The organism is Bradyrhizobium sp. 22 (assembly GCF_000482425.1).
In the GTDB taxonomy this organism is placed as follows: Bacteria; Pseudomonadota; Alphaproteobacteria; order Rhizobiales; family Xanthobacteraceae; genus Bradyrhizobium; species Bradyrhizobium japonicum_B.
In genome coordinates this window covers 3,759,482-3,782,055 of sequence record NZ_KI519399.1, presented here as the reverse complement: position 1 = coordinate 3,782,055, position 22,574 = coordinate 3,759,482, and the positions used below count along the sequence as shown (strand labels likewise).

Sequence of the window (22,574 nt, the reverse complement as noted above, 5' to 3'; positions counted from 1 at the left end):
TCAACCTCCGCCGCCCTGCGAGATGCGTTCGACGAATTCCTCCGGCGTCTCGTCCGGCGAGCCCTTCTCGTAGCTCGGCCGGTTGCCGCCGACGACATTGACCATCTCATCGATCAGCGCGATCGACAGGATCGCAAGACCGCCGGCAAAGCCGAGCTGGGGGATCCAGAGCGGAAGCGCGACCACGCCCTGCGCCACGTCGTTGAAGCGCCAGGAATCGTAGGTCATCTGGACGGCATAGCGGGTGAAATAGAGAATGAAGACGGTGGCGATACCCAGCGCCACGATCTCCGCGACCTGCTTGGTCCGCCCGTGCAGGCGCTCCAGCAGCAGGCCGACGCGGATCATCTCTCCCCGCTTGAAGGTGTGCGCAAGGCCGAGGAAAGCCATCGCGGCCATGCACCACGATGCGAAGTCATCGCCGGCGGGAATGTTGATCGCAAACTGGCGACCGACCGACATGAGCATCATGATGGCAAAGATTGCAACCAGGAAGACGCCGGCGGCGTAGCCTGCCCCGAGATAAAGAAGATCCAGTGCGCGGCGCACCGGTCCACCAGCCGTTTCGTCGTCCCCAGCCACGCAGTCTCATCCTCGCACGAGGCGTTCGGCGGGTCCGACGATCGCATATCGCGCGCCGCCGATCCTGCCTCAATATCGCCCTTGGCCAACGCCCTGTCTTTCAGACGTTAGATCAACATGATGGAGCCGACGCAAGCAAGGACTATGCCTGCCGGCGGGCGAATTTCTACCGCAGGTTCAATGCGTCTCCAGCCGCAGCCCGTCAAAGGCGGGCACGACGCCCGCGGGCAGCGATTGCCGGATCACCTCGTAGTCGACGTCGGCGGTCATGTTGGTGATGACGGCGCGCTTTGGCTTGAACCGCTCGATCCAGGACAGCGCGTCATTGATGCTGAAATGACTGACATGGTTGGTGTAGCGCAGGCCGTCGACGATCCAGAGGTCGAGATCTTCCAGCGCATCCCAGCTTTCGCGCGGGATGTCGTTGAGGTCGGGTGTGTAGGCTGCATTCCCGATGCGATAGCCCAGCGCGGGAATGTTGCCATGCTGGACCAGAAAGGCCGTCATCGTCACGGCGCCCCCCTTCCCCAGGATGGTCTGGCTTTCGCCGGCCTCGATCGAATGCCGGGTCAGGATCGGCGGATAGTCGCTGCCCTCCGGCGAGATGAAGCAATAGGAGAAGCGCGACAGGATGTCCTTGGCGGTCGACTGGTTGAAATAGGTCGGGATGCGGCGGCGCATGTGCATCACGACCGATCGCAGATCGTCCATGCCGTGGGTCTGGTCGGCGTGCTCATGCGTCAGGAACACCGCATCGATGTGATCGACATTGGTCGAGAGCAATTGCTCGCGCAAATCCGGCGACGTGTCGATCAGGATGCGCGTGGTGCCGTGCTCGGATCTCCGTTCGACCAGCAGCGAGCAGCGGCGGCGGCGGTTCTTGGGATTGTTGGGATCGCAAGCGCCCCAGCCGAGCGCCGGGCGCGGCACGCCGGCGGAGGAGCCGCAGCCCAGGATCGTCAATGTCAGCGTCATGCGGCTCCCGGTTTCAAGCCTTCACCTTCGAGAACAGGCGGAAGAAGTTTTCGCTGGTCTGGCGCGCGATCTCGTCGAACGGCACCCCGCGCGTCTCGGCCAGCACTCTTGCGACCTCGACCACATAGGCCGGTTCGTTGCGTTTGCCGCGGAACTTGCCTGGCGCAAGATAGGGCGAGTCGGTTTCGACCAGGATACGATCGGAGGGCAGTTCGGCCGCAAGCGCGCGCAGGGCTTCCGACTTCTTGAAAGTCAGAATGCCCGTGAAGCCGATATAGAGCCCGAGCGACACCGCCTTCAGCGCCAGTTCGCGCCCGCCCGTGTAGCAATGCAGCACGGCGCGAAACGATCCCTTGGCCGCCTCGTCTTCCAGGATGCGGGCGCAGTCCTCGTCGGCTTCACGGGTGTGTATCACCAGCGGCAAGCCGGTGGCGCGGGCGGCGGCGATGTGGGCGCGAAAGCCCCGCGCCTGCGCTTCCGGCGAGCCGTTGTCGTAGAAATAGTCGAGCCCGGCCTCGCCGAGCGCGACGACCTTGGGATGCTCCGTCAACGCAACCAGCTCGTCCGATGCAATGCCGTCCTCCTCATCCGCGTTGTGCGGATGGGTGCCGACCGAGCAATAGACGTCGTCGTAGCGTTCGGCGATGGCGAGAAGCTGGTTCAGCTTTCGCACCCGCGTCGAGATCGTGACCATGCGCCCGATTCCGGCCGCGCGTGCGCGCGACACGATGCCGTCGAGATCGTCCGCAAAATCCGGAAAATCCAGATGGCAGTGGCTGTCGACAAGCATTCTCGAGCGTCGCTTTCCAAAAACCCTGAGGTTGGTCGTCCGGGTCGCGACCTTCGACGGTGCAGGATCGCTGTGGACGGGGTCCCTTTCTCACAGGTAGGGCCAGCGTGAGGCGACGTCAACCGGACCGGCGATCTCGCGCCCCAGCCGGTTCCTGCGCCGCCAAATGCCGTGGGCGGTCAGGGTTTGAGGTCCAGCACTTCCCGCACCTTCCGCGCCAGCTTGTCGCTCCTGTAGGGCTTCTGCAGCAGGTGGACCCCGGGATCGAGCCGACCATGATGGACGATCGAGTTCTCGGTGTAGCCCGAGGTGAACAGAACCCGACTGCCGGGGGCGCTCTGCCCGATCCGCTCCGCGAGTTCACGCCCAGTCATGCCACCGGGCATCACGACGTCCGTAAACAACAAATCGGGCACGCCCGAACGCGACACCTCCAGGAGCGCGGACGGTCCGTCGCAAGCTTCCGTGACCCGGTAGCCCAGGCGCCGCAATTGTTGGACGGCAAACATCCGCACGTGAGGGTCGTCCTCGACGACGAGGATGGATTCGGTGCCGGTCGCGGCAGGTTCCGGAGCCTCTGACGACGGCCCGGCGGTCGTCGTGTCGGTTTCGGCGCGCGGCAGATAGATCTTGATGCATGTGCCGTGCCCGACTTCGCTGTAGACCTGGATGTGCCCACCCGTCTGCTTGACGAAACCGTACACCATGCTGAGTCCGAGACCGGTCCCCTTGCCGACCGGCTTGGTCGTGAAAAATGGTTCGAAGATGCGGTCACGCATCTCCGGGGCGATGCCGCTGCCCGTGTCAGACAAGGCCATCATGACGTACTGGCCTGGATTGACCTCCACATTGTGCGCGGCATAATCCGCCGAGAGATCGACATTGGCCGTCTCGATCGTCAGCTTGCCTCCCTGCGGCATCGCATCGCGCGCGTTGAGGACGATATTGAGAATGGCAGTCTCCGTTTGGCGGATATCGGCAGTCACGCTCCACAACGGCTCCGCAAGTCGAAGATCGACTTCGACGTTCTCGCCGATGGTACGCCGCAGCAGCGCGTTCATGCGCGTCACGACCTCATTCAGCTCGAACGTGCTCGGCTCGAGAGCCTGGCGGCGAGCATAGGCGAGCATCAGCTGCGTCAGGCTCGCGCCGCGCTCGGCGGCCGCGATGATCGGCTCGACGAGCTTGCGATGCTGATTGTCGCTTTTGATCTCATCCAAGAGCACTTCCGCGTTGCCGAGGATGACGGTCAGGAGATTGTTGAAGTCATGGGCGATGCCGCCGGTCAACTGGCCGATCGCTTCCATCTTCTGCGCCTGTGCAAGTTGCGCCTCGATCCGCTTGCGCTCCGTGATGTCTTCGGTCAGGAAAGCGACGCCGCCGATGTTGCCGAACGCATCGAACCAGGGGCGGACCTCCCAGCGCAACCATTGCAGCCGTCCGTCGGCTCTCGTGAACGAATCTTCGTCGGCATGAAGCGTCTCGCCCCCGAGGGCGCGGCGATGAATCGCGCGCCAGCGCTCCGGAACTTCCGGAAAGACCTCGTAGTGTGAGAGCCCGCGCAGATCGCGCCCAACCAGGCCATAGTCGGCGAGCCAGCGATCGCTGTAGACAATATAGCGTAGCTCGTTGTCGAGCATCGCAATCGCGGCAGGCGAGTATTTAATGAAGTATCTCAGGCGCTCCTCGCTATCGCGCAAGGCCTCCGCTCCCTCTTGCTGGAGCGCTTCGAGAGTCCTGCGGCCGGAAACGTCCCTCACTGCTGCGATGGCAGCGTGCCGACCGGCCACGATGATCGGGCTGATGCTGATCTCGGCCGGAAATTCCATCGCGTTCTTGCAACGTCCCGACAACAGCATTCCACCACCCATCATGCGGGAGGTCGGCTTTCGGAAATAGGCTTTGAGCTGACTGGAGTGTTCGCTGCGAAATCGTTCGGGGATCAGCATCTCGATCGAGTTGCCGACAAGCTCCTCGGGCGCGTATCCGAAAATGTCCGTGACACGGTCACTGGCAAACTTGATCACCCCAGCGGCGCTGACCATGATGACGGCGTCCGGACTGGCCGCCAGGACGCCTCTGAACTTCGCTTCGCTTGCGCGCAATTCAGCCGCTGTGCGGTCTCGATCTGCGGGCCCCTGCCCCAATCTCAGGTTGCGCAGGCGCTGCCGAAATCCGAATCTGCGCAACTTTCCAAGCCGCTTTGGCTTACCGTCGTCCTTGATGTCCGGTGGACTCAATGCTCACCTTCCTGCCCCGAGCAAAGGGCAGAGTCCGGCGCTTGGTTTGCATTGATCCGGATCAATGACATTGACCGAATCGCATGTGCGCCGTCGGCCGCGCGACTAGCCGCTCATTGGGCTACCTAAAGTAGTGGCCCGCGTCGGTTCCAGCACCCCGCGTAAGCCTCCGAGGCAAGCCTCCGAGGCAGGCGCGAGGCCGGGGGTCGGGGGACCGGGTCGCAGATGAGTGCTTAAGCCGCCGGCTCGATGTAACGCGGGAATGCCGGCCTCGGCGCCGGCAGCGTCGAGCCGGGCGCGATCCGCTTGTCCCCGCCCAGCACGGCGAAGCTGCGCTCGTCTTGCGGGATACCGAGGCTGTCGAGCAACAGGCTTGATGCCGTCGGCATCGCGGGCTGAGCCAGGATCGCGATCTGGCGCACGACTTCGGCGGTGACGTAGAGCACCGTCTTCTGCCTGGCCGGATCGGTCTTGGCGAGTGCCCACGGCGCCTCGCCCGCGAAATAGCGGTTGGCCTCCGCGACCACGGCCCAGACGGCGTTGAGCCATTGATGGATCTGCTGCGTCGCCATGGCCTCGCGCGAGGCGGCCACCATGCCGTCGGCCATCGCCAGGATCGCCCTGTCGTTATCGCTGAACTCGCCGGGCTCCGGCAGCACGCCGCCCAGTTGCTTGGCGATCATCGACAGCGAGCGCTGCGCGAGGTTGCCGAGATCGTTGGCGAGGTCCGCATTGATGCGCGCCACGATGGCCTCGTGGTTGTAGTTGCCGTCCTGGCCGAACGGCACCTCGCGCAGGAAGAAATAGCGCATCTGGTCGACGCCGTACTGGTCGGCGAGGTTGAAGGGATCGACGACATTGCCGACCGACTTCGACATCTTCTCGCCCCTGTTGAACAGGAAGCCGTGGGCATAGACCCGCTTCGGCAGCGGGATTCCGGCCGACATCAGGAACGCCGGCCAGTACACCGCGTGGAAGCGGATGATGTCCTTGCCGATGATGTGCACATCGGCCGGCCAGTAGCGCCAGTTCTTGTCGCTCTCGTCGGGGAAGCCGACGCCGGTGATGTAGTTGGTCAGCGCGTCGACCCAGACATACATCACGTGCTCTTCGTCGCCAGGCACTTTGACGCCCCAATCGAACGTCGTGCGCGAGATCGAGAGATCGCGCAGGCCGCCCTTGACGAAGCTGACCACCTCGTTCTTGCGGGAATCCGGCCCGATGAAATCGGGATGATCCGCATACAGCTTGAGCAGTTTGTCCTGGTACGCCGACAGGCGGAAGAAGTAGCTCTTCTCCTCGACCCATTCGACGGGCGTACCCTGCGGACCGAGCCGCACGCCGTCGTCGTTCAGGCGCGTCTCGTCCTCGGCGTAATAGGCCTCGTCGCGCACCGAATACCAGCCGGCATAGGTGTCGGCATAGATGTCGCCGTTCGCCTCCATGCGCCGCCAGATCTCCTGGCTGGAGCGATGATGCTGCTCCTCGGTGGTGCGGATGAAGCGGTCAAACGACACATTCAGACGCTCGTCCATTTCCTTGAAGCGGCCCGCATTGCGGGTTGCGAGGGCTGCTGCGGACATGCCCTCGCCGGCCGCGGTCTGGACCATTTTCTGGCCGTGCTCGTCGGTGCCGGTCAGGAAGAACACGTCCTTGCCGTCGAGCCGCGCAAAGCGTGCCAGCACGTCGGTCGCGATCGCCTCATAGGCGTGGCCGATATGCGGGCTGCCATTGGGGTAGGCGATCGCGGTCGTGATGTAGAAGACGTTGTCGCGCGCGGCGACGGCAGCGGGCGCGGCGGCCTTTGGGGCAGCTGCCGGCGTCGCGGCTTGCGGAGCTGCGGCGGGCTTCGGCGCAGGCGGGGCCTTGGGTTTAGGAACCTTAGGCTTGGAGACCTTGGGCTTGACAGCCTTCGGCGGAGCGACGACGGGGGCCGGTGCAACGACGGCCGGCGCGGCAGCCTTCTTGGCTGATTTCTTCGCAGGGGTCTTGGCGAGCTTTTTGGCGGCAGCTTTCTTCGAAGTTTTCTTAGCGATGACTCGCTTCTTCGCAGCCTTCTTTGCCGGCTTCGCTGTGCCTTTTCTTCCACCCCTCGTGGTGGTGGCTTTCTTGGACGCCTTGACCTTCTTGGAAGCCTTGCGCGTAAGCGCCTTCACAGCCTTCTTCGTGGCTTTCTTGGCAGTCCGCTTGGCTGCCTTCTTCGCAGCCTTCTTGCCCTTGGCGGTTTTCTTAGCTCGCGTTGCCACGACGAATTCCTTTACGGCTTCTCGAATTTTTTGAATCGAATCTGCGCCTAGCGCGTTGCGTCCGCCAGCCAGCCGAACACCGAGAAAACCAAGGGCTTGCGCTCCAGATTGTAGGTTTCGGTGTCGCGCGCGGCGCGGACGATCTTTTCCCATACCTCGCTTAAGCGCGCAAGGCGCGGCAAATTCTGGTTGGCATTGGCCTCGTCCGCATGCAGGCGTTCGGCGATCCAGCGATCGATGCCGTCGATGAAGGCGGCGAGTGCGACGCGGTCGCTGGTGCCGAGGGAATCGCCGAGCGTGTGCAATTCGCGCGGGTCGACCTGCGGCAGGCGCGCCAGCAGCGCGGCGGTGCGCTGCTGAAGCTTCAGCGCGTCGCCGCCGAGCAGCGTCAGGGCCCGTGCAACGCTGCCTTCAGAGGCCTCCGCCGCCTCACGCAACTCGGGATCATTCGGATCGAGCTCGGCCGCCGCAGCCGCAGCCCCGACCACGTCGTCCGTTGCGAGCGGCCGCAGGCGGAGCTTGCGACAGCGCGACTGGATGGTGGCGAGCACGCGCGCCGGCGCGTGGCTCACCAGAAGGAACAGCGATTGCTGCGGCGGCTCTTCGAGAATCTTCAGCAGCGCGTTGGCCGCGTTCGGATTGAGCTCGTCGACGGTGTCGACGATGCAGACGCGCCAGCCTTCGGCCGCCGCGGTCGAGCCGAAGAATCCGATCGTCTCGCGTGTCTCATCCACGGTGATCACGGTGCGCATCACGCCGCGATCGTTGGCGGTGCGCTCCAGCGTCAGGAGGCCGCCATGCGAGCCGGCCGCCACCTGCCGCGCCACGGCGTCATCGGGGTCGACCGCAAGGCCCTCAGCGTGCTGCACGGCGGGCGCCAGCGGCTGGCCATGGGCGAGCACGAAGCGCGCCATGCGATACGCCAGCGTCGCCTTGCCGATGCCCTGCGGCCCGCCGATCAGCCAGGCATGCGGAATCCGCCCGCTGCGATAGGCTGATAGCAGCGCCGCCTCGGCCTCGCGATGGCCGAACAGACGGCTGGTCTCGCGCGGATGCGGAATGGCGGTTTCACGCTCGGACTGGCGCGGGCTCATGCTGAAATCACCGAAGCCGGCGTGGGAAGGAGACGATCGCGCAGCGCAGCCCAGATTCGGGCCGCGACCGTGTCAGGGTCGGAATTGGCGTCGATCAGCACGCAGCGCGCCGGATCGTCCGCAGCGATCTTGCGATAGGCCTCGCGCAGGCCCTGGTGAAAGCTGAGCTTCTCGCTTTCGAACCTGTCGGGCATGCCGTTGCCGCGACGCGCGGCGGCGCGCTGCAGGCCGATCTCGACCGGGAGGTCGAGGACGATGGTGAGATCCGGCTTGAGATCACCGATCGTGACCCGCTGCATCGCGTTGATCAGGCCTTCAGGCACGCGGCCGAGGCTGCCTTGATAGGCCCGCGTCGAATCGGCGAAGCGGTCGCACAGCACCCAGACGCCCTGGTTGAGCGCAGGCAGGATCACGGTGCGGACATGATCGTCGCGCGCGGCGGCAAACAGCAGCGTCTCCGCCTCCGGACCGAGCAGCCTGCCCATCCCCGACAGCACCAGATGACGCATGATCTCGGCGCCTGGCGAGCCGCCCGGCTCACGGGTGACGCGGATGCGGAGCTTGGCCGCCTTGAGGCGATCGGCCAGCTTCTTGATCTGGGTCGACTTGCCGGTGCCCTCGCCGCCTTCAAAGGTAATGAAGCGTCCGCGTCCGGACGGCCGCTGTCCTGCGCTCTCACTCATGATCAGAGCTTCTCGGCGCCTGCGCGGAACATGCCGATCACGAGCTCGCTGGCGCCATCGATCGCGCGCCGCACGGTCGAACCGGTGCCGATCGCTTCGGCCGCATAGACCGGCGTCTCCACCGCGATGTTGCCGCTGCGCCAGACCCTGACCACGCCGACCTTCTGGCCGGCCTCGATCGGCGCCCGTACCGGGCCGCTATAGACGACGCGCGCAATCAGCTTGTCGCTGCCGTTCTTGTGTACCATCACCTTCACCGGCGTCTTGGCGACGAGTTTGACCGAGCGGCTCTCGCCGCCGAACACCTTGGCATAGCCGACGGGCTGATCGGCCGCGATCAGCGTGCGGGTCTCGAAATTGCGAAAACCCCATTCCAGCATCTTCTTGGCTTCGCTGGCGCGATCGTCGGGGTCGTCCAGTCCGTTGACGACGACGATCAGCCGCGTGCCGTTCTGAACGGCCGAGCCGACCATGCCGTAGCCGCCTTCCTTGGTGTAGCCGGTCTTGAGACCGTCGGCGCCTTCGAGCGAATTGAGCAACGGATTGCGGTTGGGCTGGCGGATCTTGTTCCAGGTGAACTCCTTCTCGCCGAACAGTTTGTAGAACTCCGGAAAGTCCAGGATGATGTGGCGGGCGAGCATGCTGAGCTCGCGCACCGTCATCTTGTTGGCGGGGTCGGGCAGCCCGCTGGAATTGCCGAAGGTCGACCTGGTCATGCCGAGCTCGCGGGCGCGCTTGGTCATGAAGTCGGCCGCGAAGATCTTCTCGTTGCCGGCCATGGCTTCGGCGAGCGCGATGCAGGCGTCGTTGCCGCTCTGGATGATGGCGCCGTGCAGGAGATCGTTGACGGAGACCTTGCTGTTGATGGCGGCGAACATGGTCGAGCCGCCCGACGGCGCACCGCCCCGCCGCCAGGCGTTCTCGCTGATCCGGTACTCGTCGGTCAGCTTGATGTCGCCCTTCTTGACCGCATTGAAGACGACCTCCGCCGTCATCAGCTTCATCATGCTGGAGGGCGCGCGCAGCTCGTCGGCGTTCTTCTCGAACAGCACGCTGCCGCTTGTGGCTTCGATCAGGATCGCGGTCGGAGCATCGCCGTCGAAGCCGGTATCGTCGGCCTTCTTGGCGCCCTGGACGCTCTGGTTGGCGGCCAGGAGCGATCCGCTCCAGCCGACGCTCGCCACCAGGATCGTCGCCATCAGGCCGCGCGCCAGCGCTCCGGCGGTGAACCGGGTGCGACGGTGCGAAAGGAGACGACATGCCATGGCCAAGCCCTGAGAGCAGCGTTCTAACAGCTGGAATCGGCGCGAACAACGCGACGTTGGACGCCTGCCCAGAGATTGCACGATTCTCGCCGTGCCCCTATCGTGGCACCTCACCTTTCCCGACCAAATCCCTGAAACAAGGCGGAAAAGCGATGTCCTCCACGCGCATGATCAAGGCCAACGGCATCGATCTCTTCATCCGCGAAGCCGGCCAGGGTCCACTGGTCGTGCTGTGCCACGGCTGGCCGGAGCTATCCTATTCCTGGCGCCACCAGATCCCCGCGCTCGCCGCCGCCGGGTTTCACGTCGTCGCCCCCGACATGCGCGGCTACGGCCAGAGCGCCGCGCCGCCCGAGGTTGCGGCCTACTCGATCTTCGACACGGTCGGCGACGTGGTTGGCCTGGTGCAGGCGCTCGGCGAGACCAGGGCGATGGTGGTCGGCCACGATTGGGGCGCGCCGGTCGCCTGGCATGCGGCGCTGTTCCGGCCCGACATCTTCACGGCGGTCGCGGGCCTGAGCGTGCCGCCGCCGTTCCGCGGGCGCGGTAAGCCGCTCGACCTGCTGCGCCAGGGCGGCGTCACCAATTTCTATTGGCAGTATTTCCAGGCGCCGGGTGTCGCCGAGGCCGAGCTCGAGCGCGACGTCGCCCGCACCATGCGCGTCGTACTAGGGGGACGCGGCCTGGCCGACCCCACCGCCGCGATGTTCGTGCAGGAGGGCAAGGGCTTTCTCAGCCACGCCACCGCCGAGGAGCCGCTGCCCGGCTGGCTCAGCGAGGCTGACCTCGCCTACTTCACCGAAAGCTTCCGCAAGTCCGGCTTCCGCGGCGGGCTGAACTGGTATCGCAACATCGACCGCAATTGGGAGCTGACGGCGCCCTGGCAGGACGCGCAGATCCGTCAGCCTTCGCTGTTCATCGCCGGCTCCAAGGACGCCGTCATCACCGGCCTGATCGGGGCCAAGCGCGTCAACGAGCTCGAGCGCGTGCTGCCGAATCTGAGGCAAAAGCTGATCATCGAGGGCGCCGGCCATTGGGTGCAGCAGGAACGGCCCGACGAGGTGAACGCAGCGCTGGTGCAATTCCTGAAGGCCAGCTTGGCCTAGTAGAGCCCACGGCCACTCAGGATGTTGCGCGCCTCGGCGGCGCCGTCGGACGTGGTCTCGGTCGCGTAACGGCCGTCAGCGTCATAGGACACGGCGCGGGCGTTCTGGAGCGCCCGGCCCCGGCTGCGGCTCGATGCCGACATTTCCGAGGTCGCGTTGAGCGAGGCCATGTCGGCGGAGGTGCTTCCGAGATTGTAGGGCCGGCCCTCCGGCATCGGCACATCGCCGCGAATGGCACCGCGGGCCGATGATGGCAGCTCCGGCACGAACGGCTTGGCTGAGGCGACCCGGACCATCGAGGGCGACGGCGCCGGAACGCCGGTTCGCAGGGTCGCCAGCAGCTGGCGGTCGTCGGAGCCTTCCAGCGGCGCCCGGCCGACATATTCGACGCGGACCTTGGCGACACCATTTCCTTTGAATTCAAGGAGTTCGGCGGCCTTGTTCGAGACGTCGATGAGGCGGTTGCCGTGATAGGGGCCGCGGTCATTGACGCGGACGATCAGCGACTTGCCGTTCGAGATGTTGGTCACCCGGGCGTAGGACGGCATCGGCAGGGTCGGATGCGCCGCGGTCAGCGAGGTCATGTCGAACACTTCGCCATTGGCGGTCAGGCGGCCGTGGAAGTCGTCGCCGTACCAGGACGCCACGCCCTCGGCGCGGTAATTGACGTCCTCCTCCGGCACGTAGGTCCGGCCCGCCACGACATAGGGCTTGCCGACGCGGTAGGTGCCGCCGCCCTTCGGAACGGGATCCCCGAAAGCCACGACCCGGGGGCTGGACGACACGCCGTATTTCGGATCGACGCGGCTGGCGAATTTGTTCGAGGAGGCGCAATTGGCCAGCGCAACGCAGGCTGCGACCGCCGCGACACCACGCGCGGCCCGCAAAACCGAATCTGACCGTCGGATCCCCATTCGCCCCAAATACCACTTTGCCGGAGGCGTACCCAACCCGCTTTGGCTACGGGGATCGCTGTCCGGTCATCTGATCCGAAGCGGCCCACCACCGTCTCGGAAGCGGTAACGATAACGCAACCCGAACACGGCGGAAATGGGGAGCCCGCAGCGATCCCGCCGGGATGGTAAACGGGACGTTCGCATTTTTCCGTTGTTCTACGGAACGAGGCCGCTCGCGCTGTGCCACGGCTGGACATTCTGTTGCGCCGAATCCTCACTCCACCCCCATTGTCGCGCCGCTCTCTGGAATTCTTTTGACTGTGCAAGGCCGCCCGCGTTCTCTCCGATGCAAGGGCGGGATTTGGAATTTAACGATGATCGAGACGGTTTCGGCACTGATGGGTCTGGTAAGCGCGGGGATCTTCCTGGCCCATGCGTTTGAAGGCTACCGCACGAGGGCCTGACGGCACTCGCGCAGACGGCAAGCATCACCTCTTTCAAGACGGCGCGTTCGGACAATTTGATCGATCCGACCCGAAGACGAGAGCGGCAGGTGTCCCATGCGTAACCATGACCTGGTATCTGACGGCTTCCTGGCATTGACCGCGGGCGGCTTGGTCCTGCTCTGCTCGAGCCTCGTGGCGCTGGCCTTCGCCTGAGCGCCACCCTCTCCTTTCCGCGCGCGGCTCAGCGCAGGCCCAGCAGGGAGCGGCGATAGAGGCCGCTCCGGGCCTCGCTCTGGCAGACGAAACTGCCGTCGAAGCCTTGGCCGTACCGCTTCTGGCCCTTGCGGTAATAGACGCCCTTCTTGAAATCGAGCCACACCACCTTGTCGCGTGGGCAATGACGCTGCGCCTGCGCCTCGTAGCGGAATGGCGTCAGCGGGCTCGCCGAGACCTGCGCGGAGCCGGCGCCAATCATGATCGCGCCGGCGAGCGCAATGCCGCCGGTCCATCTGCCGAAGCCGCCTCGCGTCACTCCCCGCCTCCCGATCCGCCGCCGCGCGGCAACGGTAGCACGAAATGAGGCGCGGAAGGTGCCAGTCGCTCGAAGCAGCCGACCGCCGTCTATTGCTTGCCGGCTTCGAGCTGCGCGAGCGCCTGATGCAGGCACTCCAGGAGCCTTTGCGCGACCTGCTCACGCGCAAGCTTCCTCCCGGACGGCGAAGGCCGTCAAGCCGCCTGTCGCATGGCACAGCGCGACAACGCCCACCGGCGCAAGGCCGGTGGGCGCGGAATCAGTTCAACGATCTGGCTGGATCAGGGCGCTCGTTCAGCCTTTGGTAGCGGCCGCTTCGCGCGCAAGGCGCTCGGCTCGGAGCCGCTCCTTGTTGGCGTAAAACGCCTTCTGCGCCGCTTCATGGTCGCGCATGGCCTTCTCGGCCTCGATACGGCGTGTCGCATCGCGCGCCTGGCGCTGCTCGGGGGTCAGGGGTTTGCGTCGGAATGAAAGATCTTCAGTCATGCCAACATAACGCGGCTGTGAGGAAAGAGTTCCTCGCCTGGCCGACCGTGCCCCGACCCAAATGTCGAAAAACAACCCCATGCACAGTAGCCATGTCATTGAAAATCATGAGTTTTTCAAACGACTTTCGGACGCCGATTTGACGTCGTCGGGCAAAACAGCTGCATCCGGCGTATCGCTAGATCTCAATGTCGGCGATGACGGGCAGATGGTCCGAGAACGCCCTCGCCTCATCATCGGTCCAGACTTTCCCGATCCGGCTGTCGGACGTCGCATAGATCCGGTCGAGCCGCATCAGCGGGAGACGCGACGGGAAAGTTCGCAGCCGCGTCCGGTTCGGGCAGACCTGCGCCAGCACGCGCCGCACCGACCTGACCCAGAACCAATCGTTGAAGTCGCCGAGGACGACGGTCCTCGCCGGCCTGATCAGGCTCAGCAGCGCCTGCGCCTGCGCATAGCGCTCGTGAATGCTCAAGCCGAGATGCGTGGCAACCACGCGCACGTCCCCGGACGGAGTGAGCAGGCTTGTCGCAATGGCTCGTCGCGGCTCGCGCTCCCGGTACGACACGTCGACGATCTCCGGCATCTCGGAAAACGGAAAGCGGCTCAGCAGCATCTGGCCGTACTCGCCGTCCTCGGTGACGATCGACTTGGCATGAACGCGGTGATCGCCGACGACACTCGCCAGTTTCGCGAACGGATCGTCCGACCGCGACCGCGAATCCACCTCCTGAAGCGCGACGACGTCAGGGGACCATTTGCGAAGGATGGAGCAGACACCCTCCAGATCGAATGCCGGATTGAGGTTGAACGTGCCATGCACGTTCCATGTCATGAAGCGCATCAGCGCCTCCCGGCGAGCCAGGTCGCCAGGAATTGCGCGCCGGCACAGATGCCGAGCCAGCCCAGGAACGCCAGCACGAGCAGCAGCATGCTGCTCCAGGTTGCATTGCGGGCGACGTCCGCGATCTGAGCTCCCAGAACCGCCATGGCAAGGATGCCTGGCGTCATGCCCAGCACGGTTCCGACCAGGAAGTCACGCAGAGGCAGCGTGCTCGCGCCGGCCACGACATTCACGATCGAGAACGGCGCGATGGGAATCATCCGGATCACGACGACGGCCAGGATGCCCTTGCCGACGACGCGATCCTGGATCCGCGCCGCTCGCCGTCCGAGCAATTGCTGGAGCCGCCGTCGTCCGAGTGCCCGTCCGATCACGAAAAGGATGAAGGCACTGAGCAGCACGCCCGCGGTCGCCGTGACGAAACCCAGCCAGGGCCCGAGAGCTGCCGCCGTCGCTGCAATGAGCACCAGCACCGGAAACACCACCAGCCCGCCGAGGACAAAAGCCACGATCGCGAGCGGCGGTCCCCAGCCGGAGTGCGAATAGCTGGACAGCAAGGTCGAGAGGCGCCCCGTGTCGGTGAAATCGCTCAAGGAGGTATATGACCAGGCCGTCGCCAGGCCCAGGAGCGCCACCGCGATCGCGACGATCCCGATGATGGTCTTGGTGCGCCACATGCGCGAAGCCGCACGCTCGAAGTGCAAGGGATGCTCGGGATCCGCGACCGGCTGGACCAGGGTCGCGAGCGTGCTGGTGATGACCGAGGGCTCCACGGCCCGCAGCGTCTTGGCCCCGCCGGCTTTCGACACCTCGTCCAAGAGAGCAAGGAGGTGATCGTCGTTCTGCGTAACGCGTCGTTCATCCAGGCCGCAGAAATGGGCGATCAGGCGCCGGCGGACCGACGCGATGAAGGTGCGATGCTCGTCGGATACGGCCTCGAAGATCAGGTCGCATTCGCTGTCGGCTCCCATCGACCGGTTGTTGAGATTGGCTGAACCGATCCGCAGGATCTGATCGTCGACGATCATGAGCTTGCTGTGCACCATCACGGCCGCTTCCTGATCCCCGTCGCACGAGACCGGGTAGACAAAGCGGATGCGGTCGGCCAGGCCCGCTTCGCTGAAGCAATCGATGAAGGCCCCGCGGCCGTTTTGCATGGCCTGGGACTCCAGCCACGAGGAATGCAGTTTGGGAGCGACGACCAGAACGCGAAGCGACGGCACGCGCTTCATCTGCTCCGCCAGCACTTGTGCGATCGCAGTGGCGCTGGTGAACTGGTTCTCGATGTAGATGAAGCTGGTCGCGGACCGGATCGCCGCAATCAGCGAGCGTTCGACCTCCCGGATGGTCGTGCCCGTAGGGCAGACCACTTCGGTCCTGGCAATGCCCACCGGCATCTGCTCGGCCTCGACCGGCACATGCGAGGGCCAGCGCACGCTCTTCGGTGCGCGCCGGTCAGGCGTCTGCTGGCCCGCGGCACGCCAGCGCTGCTCCACGAGTTCGAACAGCGAGGATGCGGCGTCACCGTCGACCAGGCATTGCACGTCGTGGAACGGCTTGTATGGCTTGCCCTGGGGGTCGCAGCGCAACGGCTGGTTGGCGCAATGCTCGCTCGTGTCCCAGCGCCTGATCGTCAGGTCGAGCCCGCCGACAAACGCCAGTGATCCGTCGACGCAGACGATCTTCTGGTGCTGGGCCGAGCCGAACGGAAGCGTGGAATCCAGCACGAACTGGACGCGTCCGTCGGTGTCGGCGGTGAACTTGGCCGCGGAATTCCATTCCCTTTCCGAGGCGTAGAACGAGACGAAGTCCCAGACCAGAATGTTGACCCGCAGGCCCGGCCGGCGCTGCACGAGCGCGCGCAGGAATGGCCCGAGCTGTTCAGGCAGGCCGTCATCGGCGCGCCCGGAAGCTCCGACCAGCCTGGTCTCGCTATGGATATCCCACCCGACGATGTAGACGAGATCTTGAGCCTCGAACAGCGCTTCGCGCAACGCCGCGAAGTAAGCGGCCGCATCGTTCAGAACCGCCACGCGCCTCGCCTTGCACCGTCGCCAGACGGTGTCGCCGGGTATCAGGGTCGATGAGCTCTGAAGCAGGTGGACCTCGCAAAATCACGTTCGCGTCTAAACGCGCTGAACGCTCAAGGGGTTCCAAGCCTCAGGGATGCGCGGCCGGAGGGATGGCGATGATCCCCACGCCATCGCGTCTTGCCGTTATTTGGTCCGGACAGTCTTTGCTCCGGCGCCCTTCAACACAGCCGCGATCTTGTCAGGCGTATCGCCGTGAAAATCCACGGAGACCTCGATCGGCGCCTCCAGCTTCTGGTGCCCCTCCGGGGCTGGCTCCGCCTTGGCGTCGCTGCCTGCCGGACGGGTCCCCACCGTGTTGGCGGCGCCGGCGGGCTGAACGAAGACGTCGCTGCGCGGCACGCCGCATTCCTGCACGACATGCTCAACCGCAAGCTCTGCGCCGCGGCGCGTGTCGAATTCGCCGATGATGGTACTTTCCAAGAGCGCTCTCCGTGACTGGGCGGGGAGTGCGAACAACCGGCCAGGAAGGACGAGGTTCCTGAAGGTCAAAACCGGACGATGCCGAACAGAAAGAGCAGCGCGACGGTGATCGAGCCGGAGATCAGGCCCTCCCCTGCGCCGCATCGCAATCGCAATGTCGTGAGACCACGAGATCATTGAGACAGGTCAATACGGGTTGGCCCAGGCTCTGGGAACCTCGCCTCGGCAAGCAGATGGAGACGGCCATGTCACAGCAGAGCAGCGCGCACTATTATCTCAATTGGGCCAAGGAGCGGATCGACGAGATGGACGCCGCATTGGCCTCGTTCGAGGTCAAGGCCGGCCAGGCCAAGGCCGAGTCCAAGGTGAAGACGGATCAGCTCCTGTCCGACCTGACCAAGCGCCGCGACGAATTTCAGGCGATGCTCAAGACCCAGGCCGCAGCAGGCGAAGCCGCCTGGACAGACGCCAAGGCCGAGCTGGAAAAGCAATGGGCGGGATTCGAAGCTCAGGTGAAGACTTACTTCGAAGGCGCCGGCAAGCAGTTCGAGCAGCAACAGGCCACCTTCAAGGACGTTGCGGCGGCACAGGCCAAGGCTTGGCGCGAAGCCGCCGACAAATTCCGCGAGGCCGCCGGCAAGGTCGCCGCAGCCCGCACCGTCGACGTCGATGCCGCGCTCAAGCAAATGAAATCGGATGCGTCCGAGGCCGAAGCGCGTTTGCAGAAGCTGAAGCAGGCCGGCAGCGAATCCTGGTCGGTGCTGAGCGCCGCGCTGGCCGAATCCCGCAAGGCGTTCGATCAGGCCAACCAGGCCGCGTGGGAGGCCCTGAAGGGCGGCAATGTGAAGAGCTGAGAGCGGATGAGGCGGACCGTCACCATGCTTCGGCTCCGGCCGAAGCGCCACCGATGTGCTCAGCTTCCTTTGGCCGGGGTTCCTGACCGCGGCCCGCCGAGGCCGGGACTGATTGCCAGCGACGCTCCCGCAGCGCCGCCGGCTTCATAGGCCGTCATCGACACCATCCGCCCGCTGCTGCGCTGGTTCCGAAGATTGAGGCCGAGCTTGTCGAACTCTGCGTCGACCACGGAGGTCTTGAGGACCACCAGCCCGCGGCCGGTGCTTGCATTGGCCTGATCGCGGCCGTCCTTGATCGCCACCAGCCTTTGCGCGATGGACGCCACCATCCCGAGCGCGAAAGAGGCATTGGCCAGATGCCGCTCCTGGTGCCGGAATCTGCCATAGTCGATCGAGGTCTTGAAGCGACCGAGCTCGGCGCGCACGGCGCCGTCGATCAATTCCGCCAGATAATGCGCGACCTCGACATCCGCGCCGAGACCGAAGAACACATAGATGTTCTCGCCGTCGGCGTTCTTCTCGCGCCAGACTCGGCAATCGCAGAAGTGAGCGATCGCGCCGATGCAATCGTCCAGGGGAATCCGCTTCTTGCGATTGGTCTGGTAGACCGTCCGTTGGCATGGCGAGGCGCGCAGCTCGACGTCGGAGAGCGACAGATCGTGCCGATCCAGAAGCTCGGCAACCTTGGCGGCGGCGGACAGCGCCTCGTCCTCGGTGCAACCATTGGCGATCGTCTTGGCGCGCAACGCCTGAATGCGGAGCTTCAGTTTGTCGAGCGCGGCCGGATTGGACGTTTGATTCACTGGTCATCTGCCTGGGGAAAGTCCGACCGACAGGCTCCAATCGAATCGACTGACGGATCATGAACGGCGATGATAGGCGCTATGTCTGCGCCCTTAAGAGCCCGGATTTATAGTGGCTCAAGCACTAAATCTCAAGGCGCCGCCATTCAAAGGTTGCCATGAATTCCTCTCTGCAAAATCAGAATGCTCGCGCGAAATCATTAATTCTCAAATGGTTTGACGAAAGCAGCCAACCGCCCGAAATGCGCGGCAAGCTCGCGTCGGGCGTGGACCGTTTTATTGACGAGATAGCGAAGCGCGCTTCCTGGTCCGAATGCATGACGGTTCTGCTAGGCGATCACTCGACCCCCCACTTCCAGGCCTCAGGCCAAGGTTGGCGCGCCGACCCATGCAAGAAGGGGCTGGCGGTGAGCACAATTGTTCCGGGGTGGGGTTTCGGCTGGCGTACAGTCTTCCGCGATGAGTACGTTCATAACGTTCTCTCTTGGTTGGGGCACTACGCGCGCCAGTACGTCCACCGTGCGCATGTAGCCAAGGTATTGATGATCGCTTGGGAGAGAGACCGCACAGTTCTTCACCCATTCGGTTCGGAAGGGCACTTCCAACGTTACGGAGCGATCACTCCTCCGGCCCTGCCAAGAACAGCACTGTCAACCGCGGTGGAAGCCAGTGTGAACTGCTGGGGCGGAGTTGAAGCGGCTCCTCGGAGCCGATCCCGCTGGACCCGCCGAAACACATTTGATCCGGCAATACATCAGGCAGTGTTCCATTTCCTTCGCGCCCGTTCGCTCTTGTCATCCGGATTCGAGCTCGAAGCCTTGGTTGCCTTTGACTGCGTATTGCAAGCGTTGCAGACGATTGTATGGCCCCGCGCAACCGGCGATCCACGACGTAGCCGCTCCGATCTGATTGCAACGCTGGGCCTTCACCAAGACGATTCACAGCTAGCTGAGCATGTATACTTTCTCCGGAACGAGTTTGCCGCTCACGCAGGCGGCTGGCGTTGGTGGGACACAGGCGAGTATGTGAACGACGAGCTCATGGAAAAAGTGTCGGACGTCGCTCTCCGCGTCCTAAACTCTGCAGCGGACGCTGAGCCAACCACCCGGCGAATTAGTCCGGAACCTGACAATTGGAGCGACTGGCTAATTGAGAGCTTCCCGCTCCTCTTCTCCGCGATTTGGTTTCGAGCTTAATTAAGCCTCGCCGCCACCGGAAATTTTTGGAGCGGCAGCGGTCTCAGGCGACGACGAGCGAGCGTCTTCGAGGTGGGTTCTAGCTTTGCTCCGAGGATCGCCTGCTCACGCACCAATCACTTCAGCTTGTAGAGCCGCTTGATGATTTCTTTTATGCTCTCGGCCTTGTCCTCAAACAGCCGTTCAAGAGCATGCTCGTACAGTCGATACGCGTCGAGGAGATTCGCCTTTGTTACCGTTTTGGTGCCATGCGTGCCAACATTACCGACGACACGAAGCGCATGCAGCATATCGGAGTACTCGCGCGACCGGATCTTCGCGGCAAACTTGTCGATACGAGACGAAAGGTCGAGCCGCTTGCGGTACTTCCTCCCCGTCTTATCTGTGGCAACGGTGATGGTCCTTACTTTGAAATGATCCATCAGTCGTTCTAGGCTGGTCCGCATCCGAGAAGCGCACGCTCCCGCATCATTCCAGTAGAAGCCGAACGACTTCTGCAATTCGGCGCGTACTTCCTTTGGCAGCTGTTCTACGGATATGATAGGCGGGGCCGGCCACATGTTCTCAGGCTCGAGGTATTCGAACCATTCCACGCTGTCATCATTCATCTGTTCCGGCACGTCTACAGACCAACCGGTCACAACAACAACTTCCGAACACGATTTACAGGACAGAAATAACGCGAAGCGCGAGGGATAGTCTGTGGGGTTCTTGCTATAATCGTCCAGCGATGGGTTCCGCGGCCGTCGCGAGACCAAGTCATCCTTACCCACTTTCCTTAAGGTACCCGATCTGCAATTGGGGCACGGAAAGCTCGGTATGAAATTTGCCGAGAAACTGCTCTTCCAAAGTGCCTTCTTCATCAGCCCCACCAACAAGAGAACGCGACATCGTCCCGGCTTATCTCAGGTAGCAGATTCTAACCCCTCGACCAGCTACACCAGAGGCGAGAAAGCCACTGTTGCCAATCCCCGCGCGCGTTCTGCGATATGATGCCCTTCTCTTGGACTGGCCATCTAGAGTTCGCACAACCAGCGCGAACACACTTGGATCGTGTTGAGGCGAATTGCGGTGGGAGCCATCGTTGACCCAAAACGCAAACCGTTGTCATCGGATTGTGAGCGGGTTGTGCTTGGTGGTAATATATGTTAAAATATAAATTATTTCAAAGGCTTGGCGGAAGGGGTGGGATTCGAACCCACGGTACCCTTGCGGGCACGCCGGTTTTCAAGACCGGTGCCTTAAACCACTCGGCCACCCTTCCAAGCCCGGAATGGCTGTCGCTTAACGCAGTCGACCGCGTAAGGCAACGCGAAGTTGGGCTGGTGTTGCCGCGGGACTTGGTGGGGCTCCTGCTCCAAATCTTCGTTTTGGACGGCGTGGGGCCTTGCCCGCATCTCGTTTTCGACGGGCTGCGGAGCGCATCCCTGCGTTGAGCAGGATCAAGGAATTTCCGCCGCCCGTCACTAGCGTTGGTTGACGCCCTGGACGGAGGATCAAGATGAAACTGAAGCTATTCCTGGTAGCCGTTGCGCTCCTGGTTGGATTTGGGGCACCGGCACTGGCGCAGCCGTTTCCGCGGCCGGTGCTGCAATTCAACGGGCAACTGATTTTTGGGCCGACGCTGATCGTCGGGTTGAAGGTGGTCAACTGGAGCGATTACTCGCCTGCCCTGTTTGCAGATTCGCCCAAGCTGCCGCCGTGCGGGCTCAATATTTCGGCGTCGCGGACCTGGGTCGATATCTACAACGCCAGAAAGCAAAAGCTCTACGGATTCTGCGATCTCGGCGATCCCTCCAGTCTCTCGCAGCTCTGGTTCTCGGTTCCCATCAGCCATCGGCCGAGGGCGGTTTTCATCACCCTCATCGACCGGTTGCAGCGCCGAATAGTCGTGTCGAACAAGGTGGCGATTCCGTGAGCCGGCGAAAGAAAGCGCGGTGCCCATGGGAGCGCCGCGCCAAATCCGTTCGTGACGATGTCGGCTCAGTAGCCGCAGGACGCGCAGTTCATCTGCACCGGGGTATAATAGGAATAGCCCGGCGAGACCGTCTCGCTGTGGCGGCGCTCGTAACGCAGCGCCGCCGGAGCCGACCTGCCTCCCTACTCACAGCCTTGCCCTAGCTCGACGGGCAGTCAACGAGGACGGCGCTCCGAATGTATTTCGTCCTCTGGCGGTCACTGACACGGCGGCCGAACTCAGGGCTGTAATTGAGGTCGTAGCGGCACCCTGCCTGCATTGCCTTGTAGATCGCGCCTCGCTCGATCACATAGCTTCCCTCTGGAAGCGTCTTGAGCCGGACCTCCGTGATGGTCTGCTGCTGGCCGTGGTCCGGACCGAGATAGGTGACGCGGTCGGTCGAGCCGACCGACCAGACGATCGCAACCACGCAGATCAGGGAAACAGCGAGGGCGGCGACCGGCCCGAATTGCGGTCGCTGAAGGGGATCAAGAAGCAGGCTCATGCCGTTTCGTGTCGCATCCGACCCGACGGTTCAATCAGCCCTCACCTTTCCCGCGATCAAAGGAAAGCGGCGCCCCCCCGCAAAGAGCGCCGCTCCAATCTCCCAACCTGGTCCGGCTCAGTAGCCGCAGGACGCGCAGTTCATCTGCACCGGGGCATAATAGGAATAGCCCGGCGAGACCATCTCGACGCGCTGGCGCGTGGCGTATTGCGGCGGGATGCGCTCGTATTGGACGCTGGGCGGCGCGACCATCACGGTCTGCGGCACCATCACGGTGCGGTATTGCGCCGGCGTGCGGTGCGCGACGACGGCGCCGGGCGACACCATCACGGTCTCGTCGACGGCGCGGTATTGCGGCGGCACATATTGCTGCTGATAGCAGGTCGTGCAGGGCGGCGGCGTATAGCAATTGTAGCAGCCGGCGGAAGCTGCGCCCGTCATGGACATCGCGGCGACGGCGGTCGAGAAAACAACAGCAAGAGTACGCGACATGTAGTGCCCCAGTTGCCCGAAATGGATTTGCGAAGTTGGCGCATTATACGCCGCAAAATTCAGGGCTGC

The 22,574-nt window shown here is 63.7% G+C and carries 22 protein-coding genes and 1 tRNA gene; 4 read left to right on the top strand and 19 right to left on the bottom strand.

The window, feature by feature from the left end; all coding sequences use genetic code 11:
- From K410_RS0119355 to K410_RS0119320, 8 genes are all read right to left on the bottom strand, one after another.
- Positions 1 to 582 carry a TRAP transporter small permease gene (locus tag K410_RS0119355; protein ID WP_028136412.1) on the bottom strand — a complete coding sequence of 194 codons (582 nt, stop codon included), beginning with the start codon at positions 580 to 582 and terminating at the stop codon, positions 1 to 3.
- Positions 583 to 759: 177 nt separating this feature from the next.
- Positions 760 to 1,557, bottom strand: a complete 798-nt coding sequence (locus K410_RS0119350; protein WP_028136411.1) for an MBL fold metallo-hydrolase — start codon at positions 1,555 to 1,557, stop codon at positions 760 to 762.
- Positions 1,558 to 1,570: 13 nt separating this feature from the next.
- The gene (locus K410_RS0119345; protein WP_028136410.1) at positions 1,571 to 2,347 is read right to left on the bottom strand and encodes a TatD family hydrolase; all 777 of its coding nucleotides are present in this window, start codon (positions 2,345 to 2,347) and stop codon (positions 1,571 to 1,573) included.
- 179 nt (positions 2,348 to 2,526) lie between these two features.
- Entirely contained in the window at positions 2,527 to 4,452 is a 1,926-nt protein-coding gene (locus K410_RS37015; RefSeq protein ID WP_049820106.1) for a hybrid sensor histidine kinase/response regulator, read from the bottom strand.
- A gap of 368 nt (positions 4,453 to 4,820) precedes the next feature.
- A complete protein-coding gene (gene metG / locus K410_RS0119335) occupies positions 4,821 to 6,833 on the bottom strand; it encodes a methionine--tRNA ligase (RefSeq protein ID WP_080672176.1) in 2,013 nt (670 codons plus the stop codon).
- A gap of 47 nt (positions 6,834 to 6,880) precedes the next feature.
- A complete protein-coding gene (locus K410_RS0119330; protein ID WP_028136408.1) occupies positions 6,881 to 7,927 on the bottom strand; it encodes a DNA polymerase III subunit delta' in 1,047 nt (348 codons plus the stop codon).
- Positions 7,924 to 8,610, bottom strand: coding sequence for a dTMP kinase (gene tmk / locus K410_RS0119325; protein WP_028136407.1), 687 nt, complete (start codon positions 8,608 to 8,610; stop codon positions 7,924 to 7,926). The genes K410_RS0119330 and tmk overlap by 4 nt, the downstream gene beginning before the upstream one ends.
- A 2-nt stretch (positions 8,611 to 8,612) precedes the next feature.
- Positions 8,613 to 9,875, bottom strand: a complete 1,263-nt coding sequence (locus K410_RS0119320; protein ID WP_028136406.1) for a D-alanyl-D-alanine carboxypeptidase family protein — start codon at positions 9,873 to 9,875, stop codon at positions 8,613 to 8,615.
- A gap of 152 nt (positions 9,876 to 10,027) precedes the next feature.
- On the opposite strand from K410_RS0119320, the gene K410_RS0119315 reads away from it, so the two are divergent.
- Entirely contained in the window at positions 10,028 to 10,981 is a 954-nt protein-coding gene (locus K410_RS0119315; RefSeq protein WP_028136405.1) for an alpha/beta fold hydrolase, read from the top strand.
- Here the strand turns inward: K410_RS0119315 and K410_RS0119310 are convergent.
- From K410_RS0119310 to K410_RS0119275, 6 genes are all read right to left on the bottom strand, one after another.
- Positions 10,978 to 11,895 (bottom strand): septal ring lytic transglycosylase RlpA family protein, encoded by a 918-nt coding sequence (locus K410_RS0119310; RefSeq protein WP_049820105.1) that lies wholly within the window; start codon positions 11,893 to 11,895, stop codon positions 10,978 to 10,980. The genes K410_RS0119315 and K410_RS0119310 overlap by 4 nt on opposite strands.
- A 669-nt stretch (positions 11,896 to 12,564) precedes the next feature.
- Entirely contained in the window at positions 12,565 to 12,855 is a 291-nt protein-coding gene (locus K410_RS0119295; protein WP_028136403.1) for a hypothetical protein, read from the bottom strand.
- A gap of 294 nt (positions 12,856 to 13,149) precedes the next feature.
- Entirely contained in the window at positions 13,150 to 13,341 is a 192-nt protein-coding gene (locus tag K410_RS41005) for a hypothetical protein (protein ID WP_028136402.1), read from the bottom strand.
- A gap of 178 nt (positions 13,342 to 13,519) precedes the next feature.
- Complete coding sequence (locus K410_RS0119285) at positions 13,520 to 14,185, bottom strand: endonuclease/exonuclease/phosphatase family protein (RefSeq protein ID WP_049820104.1); 666 nt, start codon at positions 14,183 to 14,185, stop codon at positions 13,520 to 13,522.
- Complete coding sequence (locus tag K410_RS0119280; RefSeq protein ID WP_028136400.1) at positions 14,185 to 16,218, bottom strand: VTT domain-containing protein; 2,034 nt, start codon at positions 16,216 to 16,218, stop codon at positions 14,185 to 14,187. The genes K410_RS0119285 and K410_RS0119280 overlap by 1 nt, the downstream gene beginning before the upstream one ends.
- 183 nt (positions 16,219 to 16,401) lie before the next feature.
- Complete coding sequence (locus tag K410_RS0119275) at positions 16,402 to 16,698, bottom strand: hypothetical protein (protein ID WP_028136399.1); 297 nt, start codon at positions 16,696 to 16,698, stop codon at positions 16,402 to 16,404.
- Between the two features lie 245 nt (positions 16,699 to 16,943).
- Between K410_RS0119275 and K410_RS0119265 the strand changes: the two genes are divergently transcribed.
- On the top strand, positions 16,944 to 17,552 hold the full coding sequence (locus K410_RS0119265; RefSeq protein WP_028136398.1) for a sll1863 family stress response protein: 609 nt from the start codon (positions 16,944 to 16,946) through the stop codon (positions 17,550 to 17,552).
- A gap of 59 nt (positions 17,553 to 17,611) precedes the next feature.
- On the opposite strand, the gene K410_RS0119260 is transcribed toward K410_RS0119265, so the two are convergent.
- Positions 17,612 to 18,355: a DUF7168 domain-containing protein gene (locus tag K410_RS0119260; RefSeq protein ID WP_028136397.1), complete on the bottom strand. Its 744-nt coding sequence runs from the start codon at positions 18,353 to 18,355 to the stop codon at positions 17,612 to 17,614.
- 158 nt (positions 18,356 to 18,513) lie between these two features.
- Here K410_RS0119260 and K410_RS39660 point away from each other — a divergent pair, with 158 nt between their 5' ends.
- Positions 18,514 to 19,551: a hypothetical protein gene (locus K410_RS39660; RefSeq protein ID WP_155253503.1), complete on the top strand. Its 1,038-nt coding sequence runs from the start codon at positions 18,514 to 18,516 to the stop codon at positions 19,549 to 19,551.
- A 116-nt stretch (positions 19,552 to 19,667) separates the two neighbouring features.
- Here the strand turns inward: K410_RS39660 and K410_RS0119250 are convergent, their stop codons facing one another.
- Together K410_RS0119250 and K410_RS0119245 are read right to left on the bottom strand one after the other, a co-directional pair.
- Entirely contained in the window at positions 19,668 to 20,414 is a 747-nt protein-coding gene (locus K410_RS0119250) for a DUF4145 domain-containing protein (RefSeq protein ID WP_155253502.1), read from the bottom strand.
- A 311-nt stretch (positions 20,415 to 20,725) separates the two neighbouring features.
- Positions 20,726 to 20,815, bottom strand: a tRNA-Ser gene (locus tag K410_RS0119245).
- 237 nt (positions 20,816 to 21,052) lie between these two features.
- Here K410_RS0119245 and K410_RS0119240 point away from each other — a divergent pair.
- Positions 21,053 to 21,469, top strand: coding sequence for a hypothetical protein (locus tag K410_RS0119240; RefSeq protein ID WP_028136394.1), 417 nt, complete (start codon positions 21,053 to 21,055; stop codon positions 21,467 to 21,469).
- A gap of 199 nt (positions 21,470 to 21,668) precedes the next feature.
- Here K410_RS0119240 and K410_RS0119235 read toward each other — a convergent pair whose 3' ends face one another.
- Complete coding sequence (locus tag K410_RS0119235; RefSeq protein WP_028136393.1) at positions 21,669 to 22,013, bottom strand: hypothetical protein; 345 nt, start codon at positions 22,011 to 22,013, stop codon at positions 21,669 to 21,671.
- A 117-nt stretch (positions 22,014 to 22,130) separates the two neighbouring features.
- Positions 22,131 to 22,454 carry a hypothetical protein gene (locus tag K410_RS0119230; protein ID WP_049820276.1) on the bottom strand — a complete coding sequence of 108 codons (324 nt, stop codon included), beginning with the start codon at positions 22,452 to 22,454 and terminating at the stop codon, positions 22,131 to 22,133.
- Positions 22,455 to 22,574 lie beyond the last annotated feature (120 nt).